Source organism: Leucobacter coleopterorum (assembly GCF_011382985.1).
Lineage (GTDB): Bacteria > Actinomycetota > Actinomycetes > Actinomycetales > Microbacteriaceae > Leucobacter > Leucobacter coleopterorum.
The window spans coordinates 591,587-613,126 of sequence record NZ_CP049933.1 but is presented as its reverse complement, the minus strand read 5'-3'; the positions used below and the strand labels follow the sequence as shown (position 1 = coordinate 613,126).

Here is a 21,540-nt window from a genome sequence, read left to right as displayed (position 1 = left end):
TGGTCCCCTCAACAAGGCTGGCTCAACCGTCACAATTTACGAAGCATCTGCGTTCAGGCCGTAGCGTTAGACATCCCGAACGGATCGAGATCTACTTCTGTGCCGCAGGGTCTCCCTGGCAGCGCGGCAGCAACGAAAACACTAACCGACTTATCCGTCAATACCTCCCCAAGAAAACAGGTCTCTCCCGCCTTAGTCAGGCTGAGATGGACCGGATCGCGGAACGCATCAATACCAGGCCCAGAAGGGTCCTGGGTTGGAACAGCAGCGAAGACCTCTACACCCTCGCATCCGATGAGGCCACCGCCTAGAGGAGGCCCGACAAAGGTAGAGTGCATCGACTGGGCCGCCTTTCTGCGTATCGGCTCTTGTCTGGGCGGTGTACGCCTATGCAGGCATGCGGCCCAGGGGTCTCAGAGAGTGGCCACATAGCGTTTGTCTGTGGTCTTTGGGCGAAGAAAGAAGCGGGGGTCTGGTGCAGAAGAACGTGCTCGATCGTAAGACCTGGCGTACTCGGCAGGAGTTGCATCTCGAGATCGTGCACTGGATCGAAGCGAAGTAGCACCGTAAACGCAGACAGCGCCGGCTTGGGAAACTGACGCCGGTCGAGTTCGAACTGGTTATGATGGATGCTGTCGCCTTGGCGGCATAACAACCCCTGACTCAACCAAACCCTCAGCAGACCCGCAATAACTGCTCCCTGGAAGTTAGGTACTGAGTTTTTCAGTCCAACCTCCAGGGGTAGTTCAGTCTTTCTCTATGAGGGCGAGGAGCTTGGTGGCCTTAAAACAGGCACATTTAGCTTCGAGCAGCCTAGCGAGGCCAGGATGGTCGTCCACGGCACTTTCCCATGAAGCTCAGTGCTGTTGCGGAAACTACGATGTTAGATTGCCGTTGAGGCCTTAGGGGTGAGGTCCACGAACTCACGAAAGCCTTTCTTGGGGAAGAAAGATGGAGGCAATAGTCTCTGAGTTTTTGGCGTGTTCGCTCTGCCACGAGGGGGACCAGCTTAGCGAGGTTGAGCACACCGACAAAATGTTGTGAAAACCGCTGTCAGAAATTGGGGTGCTTCCCCTCCTGGATAAGTGAGGGCCTACTGTGCCCGACCAGGGGACCGTGAGTTGAGGGGCTGGGCTCTTCAACCCCAACTCTGACCGCAACGCTATGTATAGGAAGAAATTAGTGAGCAGATTCACCGCTAGAGGATCGCTGAGAAGAACAAGAATAACGGGAGCCATTGTGTTGGTCGCCGCACTCGCGCTGCCGATCATGCCGCTTTCGAGCTCTTACGCCTTGGAAACCGAGTCTTTTGAGCAGCCGGGCGAGACTGAGCCGAGTGACTCCCCCCTAGAAATACCGACAGAAACCCCGAGGGTGACACTGGTGAAGCGCCTGAGGTTCTCACCCAAAAGCCAGAGGAAACCCCTGCACCCGACCAGTCGGCAGAAAAGAGGAAAGCCCGAAGTGCTGTTCTTCCTGCTGCCACTTCGGCATCGAACATTGGTCTCACGATCAAGATCAAGAATGACGGCACCCCGACCAGATTCCAAATGGAAGCGGTGGTTTTATCTCGGCATGGGACGCCGATGATACGGCTGGCAATGACTCCGGACCAAACAACGGAGTGGTTCGCGTCAACGACACCGTGACCTATGAACTTGAGTATGTTGTGCAAGACGGCATTGCCAATCAGCTCACCTGGAGTGTTACTCTTCCGCTGGGAATGGAGATCACGACGCTCCCCGGTTACTGCCTCACAGCAGGATCCTCATTGATTCCGCAGACCGCGGGATCCCGAAGCTGCCACTTACGGCGACGTCGATTCAGGAGCTGAGTCAGCAGACCCTTACCTGCAACATGGGTGACAAGCAGGCCGCAACAGACCGCGTTGCTGTAACGGCAAAGGTGCTCAGCATGGCGCACCAGGGCCAGGAGTTGAAGCTCAGCGAGGTGGCGATTGCTGCTGAGGACGCTGAGCCGGTTGTGCTGCCAGACGCAGAGCTTCCGTCGGTGACGGCGTCGGCACGCCTCAAGTGGGATCTCTCGAAGAACGGGATCGCCGATAAGGAGAATACGGGGTATTTCTACGGACCCCAGAACATTGCGTGCCCCTGGGACGCAAATGTTCTCTGCAAGACGACGGTGTACAGCATCCTCATTTCGTCGGGCGCGGCAGGTAAGCCAGGCCAGAAAGGCAAGGGCGCCATGCCTGCGGTCGGTGACGTCACGTTTGTGGATGATCTGAGCCCGAAGCAATGTATCCCGGACTCTCGCCTGCACAGCACGCCGCCATGAACGCCGATCTTGAAAAGTACGGCAGCCGCATTGGCCCTTGTGGAGGCAACTTCTGGATGCGTCCGGGGGATCGTATCGGCGGTTCAGCGGGGGCAGTGCCCCGCACCGCGGTCAATTCGGTTCGCAACTCCGGTACTTGCACGCTGACGCAGAGTGGGCCAGGAGAGCCTGTCAACGTCAGGATCTCGGGAGCCGATTTCTCTCTGCGCACCTATCCGACAGAGGCGATTTCTCCAGATGAACAGGCTCTGCCCGGTCACGCAGCCTACGCGATTTCGCATGGGTTGACGGTCTACACCCCACTCGCTGCGATCCGCGATTTTGGAGTTACGAGTGGGGGCGTCACAACGCTGACCACACGTAACGAGTACAACGATCTCGAAATCCAGGGATTTGAGCAATCCGATGTGCAGCGCACCGCTGATCAGCCGACCTGGAATGACTACCGAGACTCTGGGCCGAACGTGGCGCTGCAAGTTGGATTCAACAAGTTCTTCGCCGGTGTGCCCGGAGAGTCTGGAAACATGACCTCGGGGGAGTTTTCACCTGGTGGGAGTAACTGGTCCGAAGGCCCACCCGGCGGTGCGCTTATGAGGAGCGGTGAGATTACCGCGGCACCGGAGCAGAATGTGGCCTCCATGCTCGCACTCACCGGCTCCAATGTTGCTGTACCGATGGACGTGAGTTTTCTCGTCTGCGATGCCTGGGATAGTTCGAAGCTTCACCTTCGCGCGGCCGATGTGCCGGGAAGCAAGGCATCGTCTTTCCAGGGGGTGCCGTCTGCGGGACGACCCGTTTGGATTAGTGGATACGACAATGTCCTCGGAACCAACGGTCAGACGCGTCTCGCAAAAATCCCTGAGGAGACCCCTGATCTCACGGTGCAGTACTCTGCTCTTGCAGGAGGAATCGGTGCGGCGTCAGAGTGCGGCGACGCGCAGGGGCCTTGGTACGAGGACCCTGAAGACGTGCCCGGCAACGATCCAGCGCTTGCCGCGAAGGGGTGTACACGGCGGTGTCTCGGGTTAGAGCTCACGTTGTGCTCCCTGAGCCTGCCAGCTTAACCGGAACCTCTGCATCGGTCGGTGTTCGCGCCGCCATCATGATCAACATGCAGGTTGCAGATACCGTTGAGGCCACGGGTACCCAAATCCCCAACTGGGCAAGCCGCAAGATTGTGGAGAGTGAAAACCTATCGTTCGAGGAGATGGTCGAGCACCCACGAGCCTGGAGGCAATCGACGTACGTGCCTGAAACCCACGGTGGAACCCTGGGAGACCGGTTGATCCTCGCCCAAGCTCAGGCACGAGTTGAAAAGCAGGTGCGAAAGGGTGTCAGCGGCGCGTTCTCTGACTCACCCCCGCAGGTGACCGGCGGAGATCTTGTGCAGTATCAGATCTCACCGAGCCTCACCTCTGGTGCGACGGTTCCCGGCATCACCAGCGATGTGTGGGTTGAAGACTGCATTCCCGCGTCACAGAGTTACTCGGATGCCTCGCTAGCGCCCTCCGTGGTTGTGCTCGGCAGCACCCCGAGCGATGCGAAGCGCTCTGCCTGCGAGAAGGGAGAAACCTATGTGCGTTGGGTGTTCCCGGCGCAGGAGGTGAACCGTTCGATCAACCCGATCGTGCTGAGCGTGGTTGTATCGCCGACGGTGGCCGATGGCAGTTACCAGAGTTCTGTGGTTGTTTCAGCAGATAAGGATGTCTCGACGCTGGCGCGGCGCACGGATAGCGCGGGCGTGCAAGTCGCAAACGTCGCCGGCATCAAGCTTGAGAAATTGGCGCTGACCCCAATCGTGCAGGCAAACAGGGAGAGCGCGAGCACCAAAGAACTCAACCGATGGCTCGTCAAGCTCACCAATACGCTGCCCGACGCTGGGGTTTCGAGCCCAGATGTCATCGACGTGCTCCCGGCACAGGGTCAAGACGGTACCGTCTACTCTGGCAAGTTCAAGTTTGTCTCCGCCGAGGTGAAATCAGGGGGTGCCTCGACCAAGGTGCTCTACACCTCCGCGTCGGCGCCCGTGATTGATCCGAAGGATACCTCGAACGGCGCAAGCGGCTCGACTGCCTGGTGCGATGCCCCTGCAGGAGGCACACGGGTGTCTGGAACTGGCGCGTGCCCCACGAGCGCAGATGAGGTGACCGGACTCCGCTTCCAGCGCCCGGGCGAGTTTGCCATGAACGAGGCCATTGAGGTGGAACTCGCGCTTGTTGGCACGGGAAACCAGCGTGGCGATCGTTACGTCAACCGTGCAGCAGCTGCGGTGACCGGACTCACGTTTACCATTGGGCCACTCGCGCGCGTTGAAGAGGTTGCCGCATCTTCGATCGGCGATCGCGTGTGGTGGGATCTGAGTCGCAACGGTCTGCAAGACGATTTCCAGTCGCAGCCCGAGCCCGGTGCTCCAAATGTCACCGTGAAGCTGAGCGGCACTGACGACCTAGGCAACGCTGTCTCGCTCGAGACCCGCACTGACAACCAGGGAAACTACCACTTCGATGACCTGCGTACCCCGAACGCAGACGGGTATCGCGTCGAGTTCGTGAAGCCGGGTGGGGCAAGCGGTTTTACGCTGCAGAACGTTCAAGGAGCGACACCAGGCAACAGCTCGGTAGCTGATCCAGCGACCGGTCTCTCTGCGCCGCTCTCTCCGGGCCAGAATCTCGACATCGATACCGCCGACGCTGGGCTGCTGGCCAACGGTTCACTGCGCATAAATAAGCTGCTGGAGGGGGCAGGCGTCAAGCTGCTCAACGTGCGCGATACCTTCGAGTTCGATGTGGAGTGCACCTTCGAGGATGCGCTTGTGCTTGACGAGACCATCTCACTGACGGCCCAGGGTGCCGCGGCCATCACCTCCGATGTGCTGGGGCCCCTGCCCGCACTGAGCGAGTGCCGAGTAGTGGAAACCTCTGCGGGTGGTGCCGATCCCGATCTACTGCCCGATCCAGTCACCGTCACGGTGCCCTGGAGCGCGAACCAGACAGTGCCCGGCACCGCAACGGCGTCACTGACGAACTACTTCTCTGCTGGCACACTGCAGCTCAAGAAGCGACTTGAGGGTGACGCCGAGCGAGTGGCGCAGGTGAAAGACACCGAGTTTAGGTTCTTGATGACCTGTCAGGTTGAGGAGCAGTCCGCTGATGAATCCTCTGATCCGCTGCGCGTGGATCTGTTCTCAGGTACCTGGATGGTGAAGGGTGGCGAAACGCTCATCCTTGGAGGCGAGGATGGGAAGCCTCTTGGCATTCCGCTCGGGGCTCGCTGTTTCGCTCAGGAAACGGACGCGGGGGAGCCACCGAGCAGACGATTAGCCACGACTCGTTCGAAAAGTCAGTGGTCGTCACTGCTGGTACACCCTCGGAGGCGCAGGTGCTTGAGATTGTTGCCGTCAATACTTTCCTCTGCGACGACGAAAACTGCCCTCCGACGCCCCCGTGCTCGGGTGACGGATGCGATTCGGAACTGCCGGAGTCACCAGTCGCGTCAATAACTCAGGGGTCACTCGCCACCACGGGCATGGGTTGGTACGCACTCTATTCCGCTCTCGGGCTGCTCGCGGTCGCGGGCGTGCTAGGCGTCAGTCGGTTGAGGGCGCGCCGCTAGGCCGGATTCGTCCCTTGCGAATGAGCGGTGCTGGCGCGCGAAGCGCCACGCGCTAGCACCGCTCCAACGGCCTCAAGTATGTTCTCGTGATTTTGTAACAACACAGCACCCACAACCGGAGACTTCTCATCAACACTCATTCGGAAAACGAACTGCTTCGAGCCGCGCGAACAGGCGACGCAGCCGCGCTCGCTGAGCTATATCGTCGACACGTTGACGCTGCTCGCGGGGCAGCCTACCGAATAGCACCCCGCCTTGATACTGACGACCTCGTCTCGGAAGCCTTTGCGAAGGTCTTACAAGCGTTGCAGCGTGGGCACGGACCCGAAACTTCGTTGCGTCCCTATCTATTCCAGGTGATTCGTAACACCGCGGCTGAGGTATCGCAAAAGCAGCAGCGCATAAGCCAGGACGTTGACGTGCAATCGATCCCGGATCTCACATTCAGCCCGAAGAAGAGTACATTGATGGTTTCAACTGCGGGGCTGTGCGGTGGGCCTTCGCTCGACTTCCTGAGCGCTGGCAAGAGGTGTTGTGGCAGACCCAGGTCGAGGGTGCCTCTTCCAAGGAAATCGCAGCGTTGTTGAGGCTATCTCCCAGCAATGTTGATCAAATTGCGCACCGCGCGAGGGAACGACTACGGCAAGAATGGATTGCGGCACACATTAGTCACAGTGCAGCGCAGACCGCCTGCATAGGGGTGCTCGAACAGATTGGGGCGCTGCACGCCCAACGTCTCACCAAGCGGGTGCGGCGCGAGATTGAACTTCACATAGCCGAGTGCGACAGCTGCAGAAAGGCTTCAGCGGAGTACCAACACGTCAGCTCGCATCTCGGGCGAGCTCTCACAGCTGCACTGTTCGGCGGAGCCGTATCCGGCCCTGTGGCTGCCGCTCAGATACTCGAGCCCGCAGACACCGCGCACGCAGCGCCATTGGACAAGGTCACTGCAACTGCTCAACACGGAGGCTCGAAGGTTGGCGCCGCTCTCATAGCGGCCGTCACTGGGATCGCCGCAGTGGTAGTCATGGTGGGAGTGCTGTCGCAGAATCAAGGAATTGCTAGTCAAGTGCCATCTCCGACGGGAATGAAGAACATCACAACGCAGCAGAGCGATTCTGACGCAGGGACCGTGGAAAAACCCGCTGCCCCGAAGAACGAGACAGGTCAGCAGGTGGATCGCCAAGCCGCAGCAGCCAAAGACGCTGTTGTGAACAGGTCACCTGATCGAGCCAACACCCATCCGCCTGTCGATATCAAGGAGGTCACAGTCATTCGACCTCCTGAGACATTTTGGACCGGCGACCGTAAGCAAAACGACTGAGGCCGGACTTCATGGACGGAAATTCGGTTCCGTGGATAACTGTAATGAAAACAACGCCACTGCTCATTGCGTCTAGAACATCTAAGCAGGGGCCTATGCGATTGCGAAGCGCGAATGGTCATCAAGGACTGGGGTAGGGTATTCAAAGCGACGACATGACGCTCTGGGTCGTTTCTTGAGTTCTGCCCAGACAACTCCTGCCCGCGGAAAATTCTCGAGAGTGACTACCGAGACGGGTCGGATATCCTCATAGAATTCATCTTCGCGTGCACACTGTTCGGTCTCCAGTGCAGCCCTGATTGCTCCAAAGACGCATGCACCTGCAGTGCGTACTGTTTCAAACCAGCTTGTTGCTGCGTGGGGCGAGGAGAGCGGACAACATGAGCGTGGTTCAATGGTCGCAGCAGAAGTGTCACCACCGAGAGTCCCGGAAGTGTCACTGCTGGCCTGAGGCGGAACTGTCACCAACGTCAGGAGACATCAACTCCTAGCTGAAAGATCGGAAAATAGGCCCAGGTAAACCATTAATCTCAAACCAATCGCCTAGTTTCATGATCTCGTCCAAGGATTGCTGGCCACGCAGTCTTACTCAAGAAGAGCCCTAGAAAGCACGCACGGACCGCTGCATCCAGCAATATCCACAAAGGCTTAGGTTCATCCTAGGAGACCTTTTCGCTCCTCAACTGCAAGGGGACTTCTGCCTCGATTTTGGCGCATAAAGTATAGGAGACTTGCTCCAGTGACGAAGACAACTGCGATCAAACCAGACCAAACAATGTTGGCGCCTGTGACTGCAAGTTTTCCCGGAGGAGCAGCCTCGACGACCACGGGGTTGCTTGTACAGCTTGGCCTCGCACTCGTGTCTGTGCAATCGGGGTGTGTCGGCGGCTGGGCTACCGACACCACTAGAAAGTTTGCCAGGGTCCGGTCACCAAGCTGATCCTCTGTTCGAACTTTCATCTCGTAGGTGACTGTCGCCGTTTCTCCCGCTGACAAGGAACCTGAGATCATCGACCGGTTCGTGAAGTCAAATGGAGTTGCATTCAAGTTTCCTGTGGAGACTGGTTGAGTTAGTACCGCAGCATCGTCGATCGCTTGCGTAATATCATCTGCGATTTCGACTTCACCGGGAGCGCCACCAGCATTGTGAAAATGGAGAGTGTACCTGACAGTTTGACCGGGCACAACGTTCTTACCCGAGTTCGGCTCAACGGTTTTCCAAGATTGAACATTGGCAACCGCAACTGTTGACTCGGTACAGTTTGGGAAGTCAGGGTTGATTGGCGCGCACTCCCGATTCTCTGGCACATTCTGGCCAGGTGCAAGCAAGAAGTTCACCAGGTTGCCATCGCCGCGATCGCCGTCAGCGTTCACCTTCACCGTGTACTCGACCGTGGCTCCTTCTCCTGGAGCCAGCGTCCCAGTAATTGCGATCGCGTTCTCGGATCGAGCCGCTTCCAACGAGCCGGTGGCTGCGCTGGGTTCCTCAATGACGGTAGCGTCATCAAGGACTCCCCCATGTCGTCGGTTGCCGTGACTGGCGCGTCAACGCCGCCTGTATTTTCAAAGTGAAGAGTGTAGGCCAGTTCCGTATTGGCAAGGATCGGGTCCGAGGACGCTTTCACCGTTTTCCACTGACGAATGTTTCCGGCAGGAACCGTAACCGTTGCACAACTCGCTGCATCAGGTGCCGTGTCGGAGGCTGGCACGCAGGCGGAGTTTACCAAGTTTGAATCACCCGTACCACGGTAGGTAACTGAGTATGTCAACGTGAGCGACTCTCCAGATGCAAGCTCGCCCGCCCAAGTCAAGTTCGGTGACTGGAACGCGGGAGCCGACCCTTTATCTACTTTTGCGTCACCATTGAAGGTGGCATTATCAAGCACAGCCGAGAGATCATCTGCCACCCTTGCAGGAGCACTGGTAGTGAAATCTCCGGGACCTACATTGGTTGCTGTAACCGTGTATGTAATTGAGTCTCCAACCCGTGGCAGTGCTTCAGTACTTGCGGTCTTCGCGATGGTCAGACGAGGAAGCAAGGTTTGCACAGTGCTACAGGCAATGTTTGTTGAGGGATCCCGGCTTCCGGAGGTCTGGTCGCACTTTGGTGTTGTCGTATTCGGCGGTGCCCCGTATGCGACGTTAAGTGCGCGTCCGTCACCGCCGTTCTCAACTACGACAGAGTATCGAAGAGTCACGCTCTCCCCGAAGCTAACGCACCAGTCCAACTGAGCTTCGGCGTAGCGAACCCGAGAGTTCCAGTCCGGTCGGCAACAGCATCATCGTTGTAACGCCCATTTTCAAGCACGCTGGTGAGGTCATCCGTCACCGCCGCCGGAGTCGCAATTGTGAAGTCCTGCGACCCCGTGTTTGTAGCGGTCACGACATAGTTCACCGTGTCACCTGGACGGGTATCCGCCGTTGCGTCAGAAGTCTTACTCACAGTGAGGCACTGTCCGCCCACGGCAAGTTCTCCGGTGGTCACGTTAAGTGAGGTCTCTGCCCAGTCGTCCATGGTGCGTACGTCACCCCAGCTGTTTACCGCATACGGCCAACCGTGAACGCCACCGGTGCTTGCTACGCCGGCACGTCCATCAAGTTGCGGCGTTACGTTGACGCGACCAGCCGTAGAAAGGTTTGTGTCGTTCCATCGGATAACGTCGTTGGGCGCCCCTGAGCCGTTAGTTCTGACGAGTTCGATACCGGGAGATCGCCCTTCGACATCCTGCTGAAGAATGTGGACCTCACCAGCTACGTCGAAGAGGATGCGGGAGTTCATCACCGTGCAATCAGAAATCCGGCTTCCTAGACCGTCAAGTCCGTCAAAATCGTACTCGTAACTGCCACTTCCATCGGCTCCAAGTTGGATGGTGCGATCAGCAGGGTCGGTAAATACACCGTCGCCGTTCGTGTCAATCTGAAGCTTGTACCCACCCTGAAAACGAGGATCAATCGAATAAGAGAAAGTTCCCGCTGCTGTTCCTGCCCCCGCCGAGAGGAACGCCATGTTGTCCACAGTGAGGTCACTTTCGGTGAGGAGCATGGGGGCCACGGCGAGCGTCCCATCGGCCGACGGTGTGGTTTCTGGGAGATCAACAGCTGGTTGGTCGAAAAAAATCCGATAGTTCGTGCCGCATGTAAACGGGGGCCCTCAATCGATTCGTAAATGGGCACGCAGTCTGGGGTCGTATTCCCCAGGCTATTAGCTCTAATTACAGACCCGGCTCCGTTGTATCCGTGAAGTTTGATCGTGTACCGATACCCAGCGTCATTAATAAGGAAGTACGTTAGGTCCCTCAACACGGCGTCGCTCTGAAAAACAGTGTACTGGTTTGTCCACACGCGTCCTGCCTGCGGAACGCCTCCAGCTCGAGCCTCAATTTTCCAAGAAAGGCTCGCATTATTCGCCGTAGTGCGGTTCGCAGTAATTTTCCACGCACCGGTTGTCGTAGTGGTGAAGGTCTGTGCGCAGGTCGTACCAATCGGGTCCGATGCTGCCATGCTGCAAGTCCACATTAATGTCCCGTTCGGCGCGAACGCTTGGAAGCGATAACCTGCCCCAGGACTGTTCATATTACTCACCTTCGTGAACGAGGCATCGACTTCCTCCCCTGCAACTGAATACGTGTAGAAGGTATTGCTGTTATTGATAGGCACCGACGGCTCATTCGTTTCCGCGCTTGCGGGGAGCGCTCCCGCAAATGTCAGAAATCCGAATGACCCGAAGGTGAGGCCTACTGTGAGGACAAGTGAAAGCCATCGATTTCTTCGCGATTGACTGCCTTGCCAGCTCGACGTTGATTGTCGACGGTTCATAAATTCTCCCCAAGTGGATTCATTAACCTGAAAATAATGTTACATCGGAGGCACATGGGCGTGCGAGCTGCCTTTTGAAACTGAGATTGCAGCATTCACCATGGAGCGACGTCAGGCCAAGTCCGTAGTTACCACGACTGGATTTCCTCTCGGTTGCTAGGCAGGAGCGCCAAGAGTCCTATCGAGCGAAGCGGTTGACATCAATCAAATAGTCTTGCGTGTCACCCGGCGCAACAGAAGTGCCCCCGAAACAAGAGACACAATCGCGATCCATGCACCAATTCCCCAGTTCGTCTCAGCTCCGGTTGCAGCCAGGGACTTCACCACAGAAGCATTCACGTCGCCTTCAGGCACAGGCGGGTGCGGGTCGGGAGTGGGTTCTGGATTTGGTGTAGGGGTTGGGGTCGGGCCGTAAGAAGGAAGACTGAGTGAGTGATCCTCTACCTCTCCTGAATCAGCCATTCCGGTGGGAACGACAACCTGTTCTAAGGTGTGACCGATTCGCAAACGCAGATAAGTCTGACCTGACTTAAACTGCTCCGGCGCTGTCCAGGTCAAGACCACAGTGCGTGCACCCGCTGAGACGTTTGCAGTGGCCATCTCCGCGCTTGAGAACTCTCCGCTGCCGTCGAAATCTATCCAGGCAGATACGGTTGCGTCCTTATCAACGCCTGAGAGCGGTATCGTGACAGACACTTGTTCTCCGGGCATTACTTTCTCGAATGCGGCATCGAGTTGCTCGGTTGTGACAGAGTCGTAGCCCGCGTCAGAATGGGTCTCAGCCGTTCCCGACTTAGCTTCCATCAAATACTCGTTATCAAAGGCAGGCACAATTTTGGTGCCAAGTTTCGAAGACGAAACGACATGGCTTGCAGAACCATACGAGGCGGGAATCACCTCAGGCGAACCAGAAACTTCATTACGAACAACAACAGCAAATGACTGAATAGTCGAGGTAGTGAAGGCATCAAACATGAACGTGCTAAGACCCGCTCCACCGAGCCGGTAACTCTGGAAAAGGTGTCTCATTGACAGGCTCGATACCGGGACGCCCCCTGTGTCAATTTTGATTGTCCCACAGGGGTTAGTAATAAGTTCCAGGTCAGGGTTGTTGAGATAGGTTCGAGAGTCCTGCAGAAACTGTTCGGAGCTGCTGCCGACCGGTGGTGCATATGTGGTCTGAGAGTTGTCACACATGCCTCCGGCATAAGGCAATTGGTTCTCCCGGTCCTTGGGATACACGGAGTTGTTGTCTACGACATAGGCAGTAGCCAATGTACCAGTCGGCTCCTTTAATTCGACAGATACGCTTGCGCCGTCCGCAGTTTTTGCTGAGGCTACACCAAAGGTCGAAGCGAATGATGCGACCCGCCGGTCAGTTGTGGTTGCCGAAAATGGCACACTGTTCACCCGCAAAACCGGATCCGCGATCGGCTGAGAGAAGTTGAGTTGATAACTCGCCCAATCGTGCCACCCGAAATCATTAAACGGAGAGAACGCTCGTCTCTCGGAGGGGCTTGCCGCTTCTAGCTGAGGAATAGATGTGGTGATCTGCAGCGCGGCTTGTCCGTCTTCAAATCCCCAGGCGACTAACTCAGGATTATTCTGCGCTTCAAGCGGTGTTTGCACAAGAGAGGGATCCATGACCCTTGTACTCGAGATCGTCGACGCGTCTACCCAGGGGTAGCCGGGAGAGTCACCCGGGAACGTAATTGGCCCGTTTGCTGTCGATACAGACAAACCGGAAGGGGTGAATATGTGGGACTCATCAACGCGATCCGGCGCTTCTAGGGCGATTGCCGAGTTGGCTGGCACGCAAAGGCCAAGTAGAACGACTCCGCTAGCGGAGAACGCGAACAAAACGCGCTGTCGTACTTTATGTTTGTGGCTTGTAATCATTTTGGGGTTACTCCTGTAACGAGTTTTGAGTGAGACTGGGAAGTATGAGTGGCACCGCAATGAAACCAAGGGTCAAATACTCATGCTGCCGTTTGTGTGGTTCGGGCGCTGCGGTGCGGGAGAGGTTTGCGTTAATAGAGAGTGACCGTTCCTTGTTTTGATCCAGTCGTGCTGCGTAGCTCGAACGCGTATTCCCCTGGTATTCGAGTGACGATCATCCACCCCGTTGAAAGAGGCTCTTCCTCGCCCAATTCATCGCCAACAGCGTGGTAGCTGAACCAGCACTTGCCGGAATGTACTGCTGCATCAATAACGAGGGTGCCATCTGCAACGGTGATCTCAAGTTCACATTTCCCGTCGTCTGTACGCACCACCTTTTGCGTGCGTTCATCAGCATCTTGGGATTGCTCGAGGTTCGCAGTTTTTTGCTCTGCTTGATTGGAGCTCGGAAGTCCGGATGCGAACAGCAATCCGGCACCCACCAAACTCGCAATGAGTAGGGTCACAATCGTCAGAGTTCCACCAACTCCTAGCGTTTGAAACATTCCATTCACCGAAGCCGCCTTCGCGGCTGAAGGTAGTGCGCCAATTTTCGCGGGAGAGTGCGCATAAGATCCATCTGCGAGGGCTCTCGCTTCGCCGCTTTCTCCGCCGATGGTTACCGCTGAACCCCCAAGAACACCACCAATGAGGAGAGCCAACCCGAGAGCATCAGGGCGAGCACGGTGCGACTGATGCTCTACTTCTTTCAGGGTAGTTTGACATTCGCTGCAGCGCGCCAAATGCTCATTCAGACTGCCGCCTGTCGCAGGCTCACGGCCAGAAATAGCAATGGTCGCGAGGTCGTTTGCATAGTCGCGGCAGTTCCTACTGCTTCTGCTAAGTGCGACCTGTTTCAGATACTCGTTGTGCAACCCCTTTTTCGCTCGATATAGCACCTTATGCAGAGTCGGTGCGTCCGTGCCAAGCATGGTCGCTATCTGTGCCGGTTTGAGCATCTCGATGTATCGCATGGTGAGCAGTTCGCGCCACCGGGCAGGTAATGATCGAAGCGCCGGCGTCAGTAAACTCTCATCTATGTGCGACAGATCATCGTCGGAGTAGGGCTGTGGCCCTCCATCCTCCGAAATTTTGTCCAGGCTTGGGCCAAGCTCGCGTTCGCGAAAGTATTTGGCGCCTTCGCGGGTGACGGCGCTGCGCAGGTATCCGTAAAAATTCGAGGTGGGTCCGCTGCCACCGCGAATGATCTCAAGCACGTTGAGAAAGGCTTCACCGACACAGTCCTCGGCAATTTCAAACGAGGGGAGCTTGGCGGCAATGCCACGCAAGAGCTTGAGATAGTAGCGCCGGTACAGCTCTGCCGCCGCTTGCTGGTCGCCATTACGATAGGCATCCGTCAGTTCAGCATCACTTCGGCTGTCGTGTTCAGCCATACTGTCGTCGACCATAAGAGTCGTTCCCCCGGAACTCTTTGCGCGATTATTAGAATTTATCGCTCTTTACACTGAAAGAACATGGTTGTTGGGCGGACCCGCGCAGGACCCGCCCAACCCGCCGTTTCGCCGAGGTTAGTCAGCGATGGTGAGGGCGTACCTCACGGTTTCTTCCTCGCCATCCTGATCGGTGACGGTTACGTCAAAGCTCAACTCATCGACATCTGAGCTCGGGATCTGAACCCTGAGGTCGTTTTTCTTTCCGAGGGTTACTTCTCCAGCCTCAGGTTGCGTAATGCTCGAGCCAGACAGAGCCTGAGGGTTCTGCAGAGAAGTATCGCCGAAAGGGTGCAGGCTCAGTTTGTACCCACGGTGGGTTGTCACTTTTACCACTTGTTCGGCGGTAACAGGGGCCACATTAACGTCATGAGCTACGACCTTTTCCGCTCCACCCTTCGCTACTGGTGTGTTGAGCTTCGTGTGGTAACGGTAAATGAATGCCGCCATCGCCTCACGCGACAGCGAATCCTTCGGCCAGTATTCCTTACCCGCAGCAGTCCGGTTACCTGTTGACAGCCCCGCGTCCCACATCCAAGCAATCTCGCGGTAGAACTTATCGCTCGACTTCATGTCGGCAAACGGAGACGCCTTCGGAGCCTTGTAGTTTGCAGCCTTCTTGTCAGTTGTGCCCTGCAGGCGGAAGATGAACGCTGCCATCGCCTCACGAGAGAGTGAGTCCTTCGGCTTATACAATGGTTTGCCAGCAGGCTGCACCCAACCGGTCGACAACTTCGCGTCATACATCCACGAAATCTCACGGTAGAACGGATCGTCAGGCTTCACATCAGCAAAACGTGACACCTTCGGAGTAACGTAATTCTTCGGAGCTTCCAAGCGGTAAATAAACGCCGCCATCGCCTCACGCGAAAGGTTGTCCTTCGGCTTGTACAACGCTTTACCAGCCGGCTGACGCCAACCAGTCGAGTACCCCATGCAGTGCATCCAGTCGATCTCCTTATAGAACTTCTGAGTCAACGGTGCATCTGCGAACACCGGCACCTTACGAGGCGTCACGCAAGGCACGGACGGCTTCACACCACTCTTTGCCACCTGAATCGTCAATGTCTGGGTAGCGTCGGGGTTAATCCCGTTCGACACTTTCACCGTCACCCTGTAGTTCCCCGCCACCGTCGGCGCACCTACAAACAGGCCGCTGGAGTTCATCGTGACCCCCGCAGGCAGGGTGCCCGAAACGGTGAAGTTTGCCGGGGCAGGATCACCGGTCGCGGTAACCTGGTGACTCAGCTTCTTGCCGACCTCAGCTTTGACAGTGTCACTCGAGGTAATCTTCGGAGCAACCGGTACCGAACGGTAGGTATACCCGCCCGCGTAAGTGATTGGTGTCTGATCTACACCATTCAACTTCCATGAAACAACCACATCAACGGTGCCTGCGGGATGCGGAGGAGCAATAACCGACCAGGTTCCGTCAGCGTTTTTCGCTGGCGCAATGCTCGCGCTGTCTCCGGGGTTCGTGCCATCGAGTCCATCAAAAGTCACACCGGTGACAACAACCTTCCGCGTCTCTCGCGCGGCGTAATGCCCCCAATCATAAAGCTTGCCGCTCGAACTGATCGCTGCACGACTGCCAATCTGACTGAACGTTTCATTGACGACATTTGTTTTGACCGGGAGGGGCTATCTGTAGGGATACCAGTGCTGCTTTTGCCCCAGGCATAGATGTTTCCTTCTGAGGTGAGCCCCAGCGAAATGCTTGCCGCTGAATTTATTTGTGTGAAGGTAACACCACCTGTATTTACCCGCACAGGCGTAAAACGGTCAGTGGTAGTTCCGTCACCAAGCTGTCCCGCATCGTTCTTGCCCCAAGCATAAGCATTTCCGTCAGAATCAAGTGCCAGTGCGGCCGTAGCACCCGCACTGACCTGAGTGAACTCGACTCCCTCAGAACTCACTACCACCGGCAACAGGCTGTCAGCATTAGTTCCATTACCAACCTGACCGTCAGGGCTGTAGCCCCAAGCGTATGTGTTTCCGTCTGCGCCCAGTGCCAAGGAGAACGACAGGCCTGCACTAATCTGGGTAAACTTCACCCCTCCAGCTTCCACGAGAACCGGGGCCAACCGGCGGGTGGTTGTGCCATCGCCAAGAGTACCGTTCTCGTTGTCGCCCATGCATAGATGTTTCCGTCAGAGCCAAGCGCCAACGAGAAGTATTGCCCCGCACTGACCTGAGTAAAGGTCACACCACCTACACTTACCTGAGTCGGAGTAGGTTTGGTCTCAGTGGTTCCATTGCCGAGTTGCCCGCTGCCGCCCATTCCCCACGCATAAACGTTGCCATCCGTTCCAAGGCCCAAAGAGTGCATCCCACCGACACTCACCTGAGTAAAGGCCACCCCTACGTTAGTCACCGGGGTTGGGTAGGTGTGCCCTCTGGTGCCACCGTCACCCATCTCTCCGTGGAGACCAAGTCCCCAAGCGTAAGTCTTGCCGTCTGAGCCAATCGCCACCGAGTGATTGAGGCCCGATTCAACCTGCGTGAAGGTCAAATCATCGGGTCCAGGAACTGATACCGTCTCCCCACCGGCTGCGATCCCGTTGTCGGGTGAGAGCACAGGGTCCGCTTGCGCGGAAACGGCCGCTCCCGAAACCATGCCCGCCACGAGGCCTATGGACACAACAGCGGACAGAGTGCGCTTGAGCACCGAATAGAACTGATCTTTAGAGCGCGGTCGAACGGAAAAGCGTTGGCCGTGTTTCAATCTAGTGCGTTTCTTTCTGTCGAATTGCGGGGCTGAAAGATCAAACAAAGCGACCTCCGTATCTGTCTAGTGTGAGTTGAGAACTATAGAAACTCCCCGAAAACACTGGGGAAAGTACTGGGTGCGGCGTTCAGGGGTCACTCGTCTGAAAGTCGGGGGCTCACTGACAGAGCTGAACGCCGCGACATATAGAGATGTAAAAACAGCCCAAAACTCTCGCGCGAGTGTAAGAATATTTTTGAGACCTTTGCCTTTCGGCTCTTTGGGCTCCCGAAATATGCGACCACGACTCCCCCTCACCAGAACGTTTCAGTGTGAGTGTGGAGTTTGGGCCGCTATGCGAAATACAAATCTGGTCGCTTGTTCAGACCAACACCTGCGATCACTTGTAACAGTCACAATTGCTGATCTACTGAGGAGAAGACCAGCAACCCTAGTTGATAAAAGCGCGGAATTCCTTGGTCTCGCTACGCGAAACTACTTTCACAACGTATTCGCCCTTGCGCGGCGCTGAAATGACGCCCCAGTTCCCTGAGATTTGAAGTCCGCCCAACCTTTCACTCTCGTGGAACACCGTCACCTCGCACCCACCAGCCACATCGCCAACATCGAAGATTTCAAAGCGACTGTTGTTCTCATCAGCCACATAGTTGATCTCGCACCCTGCGAAGGTACCCACATTTTGTGTCTCAATACTGTCTTGATTCTGCACAACTCCGCTCTGCGGAGTTGTTCTTGCAGGTTCTCCGCGAACCCCTCCAGCAATGAGGACTCCAATCACCACCGCGACAACCCCGGCCAGCGCAATCGCAACCCAACCGGGCACGGTGGAGGCCGCCGCTACCGCGGCTGGCGCATCACGCGAGGTAATGGCCAACGCGACGCTGACCGGCAGGATCAGCACAACTGCTCTGAACCGCTCAAGCATCTGCCTCCGAGCGGTAAGCGCGTCCTGACAGTGCTCGCACTGCCTGACGTGCGCGCTGATCTGCTTGTCCCGTATCCCTTTCCGGTCCGTCTTGCCCCGCGCGAATGTTCTTGGTTTACCCTCAATCGAATCGTGAATATCGTTTCTCTCGATCCAGCGAACGATCTCCTCCGCGCCGTAGGTGTGGCCTGGGGGAAGGTTCTCTGCGACAACACACTCCATATATTTCTGAGCGAGTGCCTGCTTTGCACGATGGTAGCGAACACCGACTACCCTTCTCCGATGTCCATGACTCGGGCTATGTCTCTTCCGCGCATCGCCTCTACTGTTTTGAGCCAGAGCACCAACTGTTGTTGCTCGTTCAGGCCGTTAAATGCCTCGACGAGCAGCTTGTCAGCCCCAGTGAGCACCTCAGATGCCTCTGACATGTATGGTTCAACGTCATCAACGCTGACTTCTTTATCCAGCTCTCTTGCGCGTGAGATCGCAACGTTGCGAATTGTGCTGATCAGGTAGGGTCCCACAGCGACACGTGGACCGCCCCCTTTACGCATGGCTTCAAGAACCCGAGTGAAACTCTCTGAAACGATATCGTTACTCGAGTCATTACGGTGAGCGAAGCGTGCCGCCCACCCTCGCGCGTGAGGTGCATGTAGCTGATACAGCTTAGCGAACGCGGACTCGTCACCAGCAAGGTACTCTGCCGTAAGTGAAGCGCTCTGGGTTTAGTTCCGATCTTTATACAAGGATAGGGACACCATGGCAAGAAAATACGACCCAGAATTCCGTGAGCGCGCGCTGCGTATGCTCGCCGAAGCGATCCCCGAGCAGACGAGCCTGCACGCCGCGACTAAACACGTCGGCGGGCTGTTGGGTGTCTCGCCCGACACGCTCCGCATTTGGTTCCGCCAAACCCAGATCGATACCGGTGTGAGGCCTGGCATCACGACCGATGTTGCTGAAGAAAACAAGCGTCTGCGGCGAGAGAACGCGGAACTGAGAATAGCGAACGAGGTGCTTAAAGCAGCGAGCATATTTTTCGCGAAGGAACCAGGCCAGCCACGAACGAAATGATCAAGTTCATTGATGCATACCGTGATCGTTTCGGGATCGAGTTCCTCTGCCGCACTCTCCATGCGGCAGTTCGTGGCTTCATTACGTCCCGCGGATACCGGGCAGCGAAACGACGACTGCCGTCTGCCCGGCCACTCCGTGACGAACTACTCGTGCCAGAAATTCGTCGCCTTCATGAGGCCAACTATGGCGTCTATGGGGTCCGGAAGATGCATGCTCTGTTACAGCGTGAAGGCTGGGAGATCGGCCGCGACCAGACCGCCAGGCTCATGCGCTTGGCCGACGTTCAAGGTGTTACTCGGCGCGCGAAAACCTTCACCACGAGAAGCGACAGCGGGAGAGACCTTCCCGGCGATCTGGTGAATCGTGCATTCACTGCGGTGGCTCCTCGATGTTTGTGGGTCGCGGACATCACATATGTTGCGACGTGGTCTGGGTTCGCGTATGTGGCGTTCATCACTGACGTGTACGCCCGCAAAATCGTCGGCTGGAGCGTTGCCGCAACATTGAAAACAGAAGCACTGCCGTTACAGGCTCTCGATATGGCTGCCTGGAATATTGGGGGTGATCTGAGCGGGGTTACCCATCACTCAGACCACGGGTCGAACTACATGTCCCTGGTATACACCGAACGGGTACGTGAGCTTGGCGCGATGCCCTCAACGGGGACCTTTGGTGATAGCTACGATAACGCCCTCGCCGAGACGGTCAATGGGCTCTACAAGGCTGAACTGATTCGCAGGCGCGGGCCTTGGCGCACGGTTGAGGAAGTCGAGCTCGCAACACTTGAGCACGTGTGGTGGTGGAACCATCAACGCCTCCATGAAGCACTCGACTACCGCACCCCTGTCGAGGTTGAGGCGGCGTACTATGCTGAGACTCGTCAGTCCGTGACCACGCGGGCGTGACGAAACCCGATGTCGGAACCAAACCCAGAGCGCTTCACATTCATCACCGCAGCCTGTGACTTTGAACCTCAGACATTGCAGGCCTGTTCGCAAAGGCACTTCACCATGGAGAGCAGAGAATTTACCTACCCATTGCGCGGCAACGGCAGGACAAGACAACATTCACCCAAGACCAGTGACAGTTGTTATGCCAATTTCAGCAACTCCCTTAAGACGGCCTTGCGTTGGCGACAACCATGTTCAGATAAGACACTCGACTTGCAAGCTCGTATTTTCGGTTTGATGGAGTTGATTCCGGGGCATCCAAGAAATCCTGAATTTCTTGAACCCCTATTCCGGTCAGGAGAGCTATGTTCTCCAAACTGAACTGAAATTCACCCACGAGCCCGTTGATGATTCCCGCAACCCTTTCGTCATCTTGGATTTCAATCCCGTGAGTAAGTTGCGCGGTCAACATTGAAATACGTGCGCTCTCCTCGAAGAATCGACCTGAATGCGGGTTCTCTTCATTTAATAACAAACTAAGGTCATTTTCACTAATGCCCGTTGTCTTTATTATGGACTCCTCCGAAATGCGGCCTTCCGCGATGATGCGCTTAAGCTGTTTAGCGGTGTCGAAAGTCTCACTCATCAGAGTCCCCATTTCTTTCGGGAGCGGGGCGCTGTGAGTGCATTATTTTCCACAACCACAGCGCCCAACCCTAGCGATTCTTAGTTTTGGAAAACTGTATAGTTTGGCATGGTGTGAGCAACAGGAACACCAAGCAAGTCAGCGGTCCCTGACAGGCTCCCGGAATAACGGTGCCCCTTCAGGTTACTCGTACCAACGGTTCCAGAGAAACCCCAGACCGGCGCTGCACCTCCAGACTGCCCATTGGTCAGATTAGTGACAGAGAAGACTCCCACGAAGCTCGTGGCTGGGATCGCCATTGCAATGCCGTAAGTAAACTTTCCTTTCGCTCCCGTCACAGTAAGAGTGCCCGCATTTGAAGTAAATATGGCTCTCGGCATGACCTTGCCCGGCTCTGGAGGAGGCGAAATGGCTTGCATTCCAAATGTCACCGACTCGCCCTCATCAAGAACGACCGTCTCACCATTTACCGTTAGTTCATAAACGGATTCTGGTGCAGTCTCCACGGCCATAGCTGGTGGTGCCACGAAGCCGAGCATCAGCAATGCAGTCAAAGTTGCAATTGTTGGGAAAAACGCCCGCCTCGCACGCTTCGAGCGAGAGGGGAGTGACGATTGCGAAACAGGGAAATCGTCAGACTTGAACATTCTATTCTTCATGTTGACTCTCCTTTGAGTGAACGACTCCCGCGCCATCTGAGGGAAGCGCCGAGATAGTCGTTATAGGTGAGCATACCTTCTTAGATTGCAATGTGTCCGTAGCTCATCAAAGCTATCTACCTGAATGATGCGAGGGTGGTACCCCTCCTCTCTGATAACACCGCGCCGCTTCCCCGGTC

Annotated in this window: 17 protein-coding genes and 5 pseudogenes; 9 read left to right on the top strand and 13 right to left on the bottom strand. The window is 56.4% G+C overall.

The features are described 5' to 3' along the window. Nucleotides 1-83: 83 nt before the first annotated feature. The 8 genes and pseudogenes from G7066_RS02890 to G7066_RS02860 all read left to right on the top strand — a co-directional run. Nucleotides 84-311 (top strand): annotated as a pseudogene (locus G7066_RS02890) (IS30 family transposase); the annotation flags it as partial. Between the two features lie 161 nt (nt 312-472). Further along, nucleotides 473-652 (top strand): annotated as a pseudogene (locus tag G7066_RS15580) (IS3-like element ISAar45 family transposase); the annotation flags it as partial. A gap of 993 nt (nt 653-1,645) precedes the next feature. Continuing rightward, nucleotides 1,646-1,834, top strand: a complete 189-nt coding sequence (locus G7066_RS02885) for a hypothetical protein (RefSeq protein ID WP_166328884.1) — start codon at nt 1,646-1,648, stop codon at nt 1,832-1,834. A gap of 23 nt (nt 1,835-1,857) precedes the next feature. After that, on the top strand, nt 1,858-2,295 hold the full coding sequence (locus G7066_RS02880; RefSeq protein ID WP_166328882.1) for a hypothetical protein: 438 nt from the start codon (nt 1,858-1,860) through the stop codon (nt 2,293-2,295). Continuing rightward, nucleotides 2,292-3,359 (top strand): hypothetical protein, encoded by a 1,068-nt coding sequence (locus tag G7066_RS02875; RefSeq protein ID WP_166328880.1) that lies wholly within the window; start codon nt 2,292-2,294, stop codon nt 3,357-3,359. Before G7066_RS02880 ends, G7066_RS02875 begins: the two co-directional genes overlap by 4 nt. Nucleotides 3,360-3,397: 38 nt before the next feature. Then, nucleotides 3,398-5,794 (top strand): DUF5979 domain-containing protein, encoded by a 2,397-nt coding sequence (locus G7066_RS02870; RefSeq protein ID WP_205881511.1) that lies wholly within the window; start codon nt 3,398-3,400, stop codon nt 5,792-5,794. Between the two features lie 241 nt (nt 5,795-6,035). Next, a complete protein-coding gene (locus tag G7066_RS17730; RefSeq protein WP_166331876.1) occupies nt 6,036-6,494 on the top strand; it encodes an RNA polymerase sigma factor in 459 nt (152 codons plus the stop codon). Further along, nucleotides 6,395-7,231: a sigma factor-like helix-turn-helix DNA-binding protein gene (locus G7066_RS02860; RefSeq protein WP_166328876.1), complete on the top strand. Its 837-nt coding sequence runs from the start codon at nt 6,395-6,397 to the stop codon at nt 7,229-7,231. Before G7066_RS17730 ends, G7066_RS02860 begins: the two co-directional genes overlap by 100 nt. Before the next feature lie 654 nt (nt 7,232-7,885). Here G7066_RS02860 and G7066_RS18100 read toward each other — a convergent pair. The 11 genes and pseudogenes from G7066_RS18100 to G7066_RS02810 all read right to left on the bottom strand — a co-directional run. Then, nucleotides 7,886-8,512 (bottom strand): DUF7927 domain-containing protein, encoded by a 627-nt coding sequence (locus G7066_RS18100; RefSeq protein WP_482793363.1) that lies wholly within the window; start codon nt 8,510-8,512, stop codon nt 7,886-7,888. Then, a pseudogene (locus G7066_RS18095) lies at nt 8,486-8,734 on the bottom strand (DUF7927 domain-containing protein); the annotation flags it as partial. The gene G7066_RS18100 and the pseudogene G7066_RS18095, both read right to left, overlap by 27 nt. Before the next feature lie 191 nt (nt 8,735-8,925). After that, nucleotides 8,926-9,279: pseudogene (locus G7066_RS18090) on the bottom strand (DUF7927 domain-containing protein); the annotation flags it as partial. A 146-nt stretch (nt 9,280-9,425) separates the two neighbouring features. Continuing rightward, complete coding sequence (locus G7066_RS02845) at nt 9,426-10,274, bottom strand: DUF7927 domain-containing protein (RefSeq protein WP_482793362.1); 849 nt, start codon at nt 10,272-10,274, stop codon at nt 9,426-9,428. A gap of 977 nt (nt 10,275-11,251) precedes the next feature. Beyond that, entirely contained in the window at nt 11,252-12,787 is a 1,536-nt protein-coding gene (locus G7066_RS02840; protein WP_166328868.1) for a GEVED domain-containing protein, read from the bottom strand. A 290-nt stretch (nt 12,788-13,077) separates the two neighbouring features. After that, nucleotides 13,078-14,379 (bottom strand): RNA polymerase sigma factor, encoded by a 1,302-nt coding sequence (locus tag G7066_RS02835; RefSeq protein WP_166328866.1) that lies wholly within the window; start codon nt 14,377-14,379, stop codon nt 13,078-13,080. A 135-nt stretch (nt 14,380-14,514) separates the two neighbouring features. Then, nucleotides 14,515-15,939, bottom strand: a complete 1,425-nt coding sequence (locus G7066_RS02830; RefSeq protein WP_166328864.1) for an Ig domain-containing protein — start codon at nt 15,937-15,939, stop codon at nt 14,515-14,517. Continuing rightward, on the bottom strand, nt 15,936-16,571 hold the full coding sequence (locus tag G7066_RS02825) for an RCC1 domain-containing protein (RefSeq protein ID WP_425280750.1): 636 nt from the start codon (nt 16,569-16,571) through the stop codon (nt 15,936-15,938). Before G7066_RS02825 ends, G7066_RS02830 begins: the two co-directional genes overlap by 4 nt. Continuing rightward, the gene (locus tag G7066_RS02820) at nt 16,487-17,104 is read right to left on the bottom strand and encodes an RCC1 domain-containing protein (RefSeq protein ID WP_166328860.1); all 618 of its coding nucleotides are present in this window, start codon (nt 17,102-17,104) and stop codon (nt 16,487-16,489) included. The genes G7066_RS02825 and G7066_RS02820 overlap by 85 nt, the downstream gene beginning before the upstream one ends. A gap of 490 nt (nt 17,105-17,594) precedes the next feature. Beyond that, nucleotides 17,595-18,089: a hypothetical protein gene (locus G7066_RS02815; RefSeq protein WP_166328858.1), complete on the bottom strand. Its 495-nt coding sequence runs from the start codon at nt 18,087-18,089 to the stop codon at nt 17,595-17,597. A 269-nt stretch (nt 18,090-18,358) separates the two neighbouring features. Beyond that, nucleotides 18,359-18,757 (bottom strand): annotated as a pseudogene (locus G7066_RS02810) (RNA polymerase sigma factor); the annotation flags it as partial. A 91-nt stretch (nt 18,758-18,848) separates the two neighbouring features. Between G7066_RS02810 and G7066_RS02805 the strand changes: the two are divergent. Further along, nucleotides 18,849-20,071, top strand: a protein-coding gene (locus G7066_RS02805; protein ID WP_244303226.1) for an IS3 family transposase whose coding sequence is annotated in 2 segments (ribosomal slippage) — nt 18,849-19,128 and nt 19,128-20,071 — 1,224 coding nt in all. Because the reading frame shifts where the segments join, the coding sequence is not laid out codon by codon here. A 208-nt stretch (nt 20,072-20,279) separates the two neighbouring features. On the opposite strand, the gene G7066_RS02800 is transcribed toward G7066_RS02805, so the two are convergent. Both G7066_RS02800 and G7066_RS02795 read right to left on the bottom strand, forming a co-directional pair. Beyond that, nucleotides 20,280-20,702, bottom strand: a complete 423-nt coding sequence (locus G7066_RS02800) for an HTH domain-containing protein (RefSeq protein WP_166328854.1) — start codon at nt 20,700-20,702, stop codon at nt 20,280-20,282. A gap of 80 nt (nt 20,703-20,782) precedes the next feature. Then, nucleotides 20,783-21,256 (bottom strand): hypothetical protein, encoded by a 474-nt coding sequence (locus tag G7066_RS02795; protein ID WP_166328852.1) that lies wholly within the window; start codon nt 21,254-21,256, stop codon nt 20,783-20,785. Between the last annotated feature and the right edge of the window lie 284 nt (nt 21,257-21,540).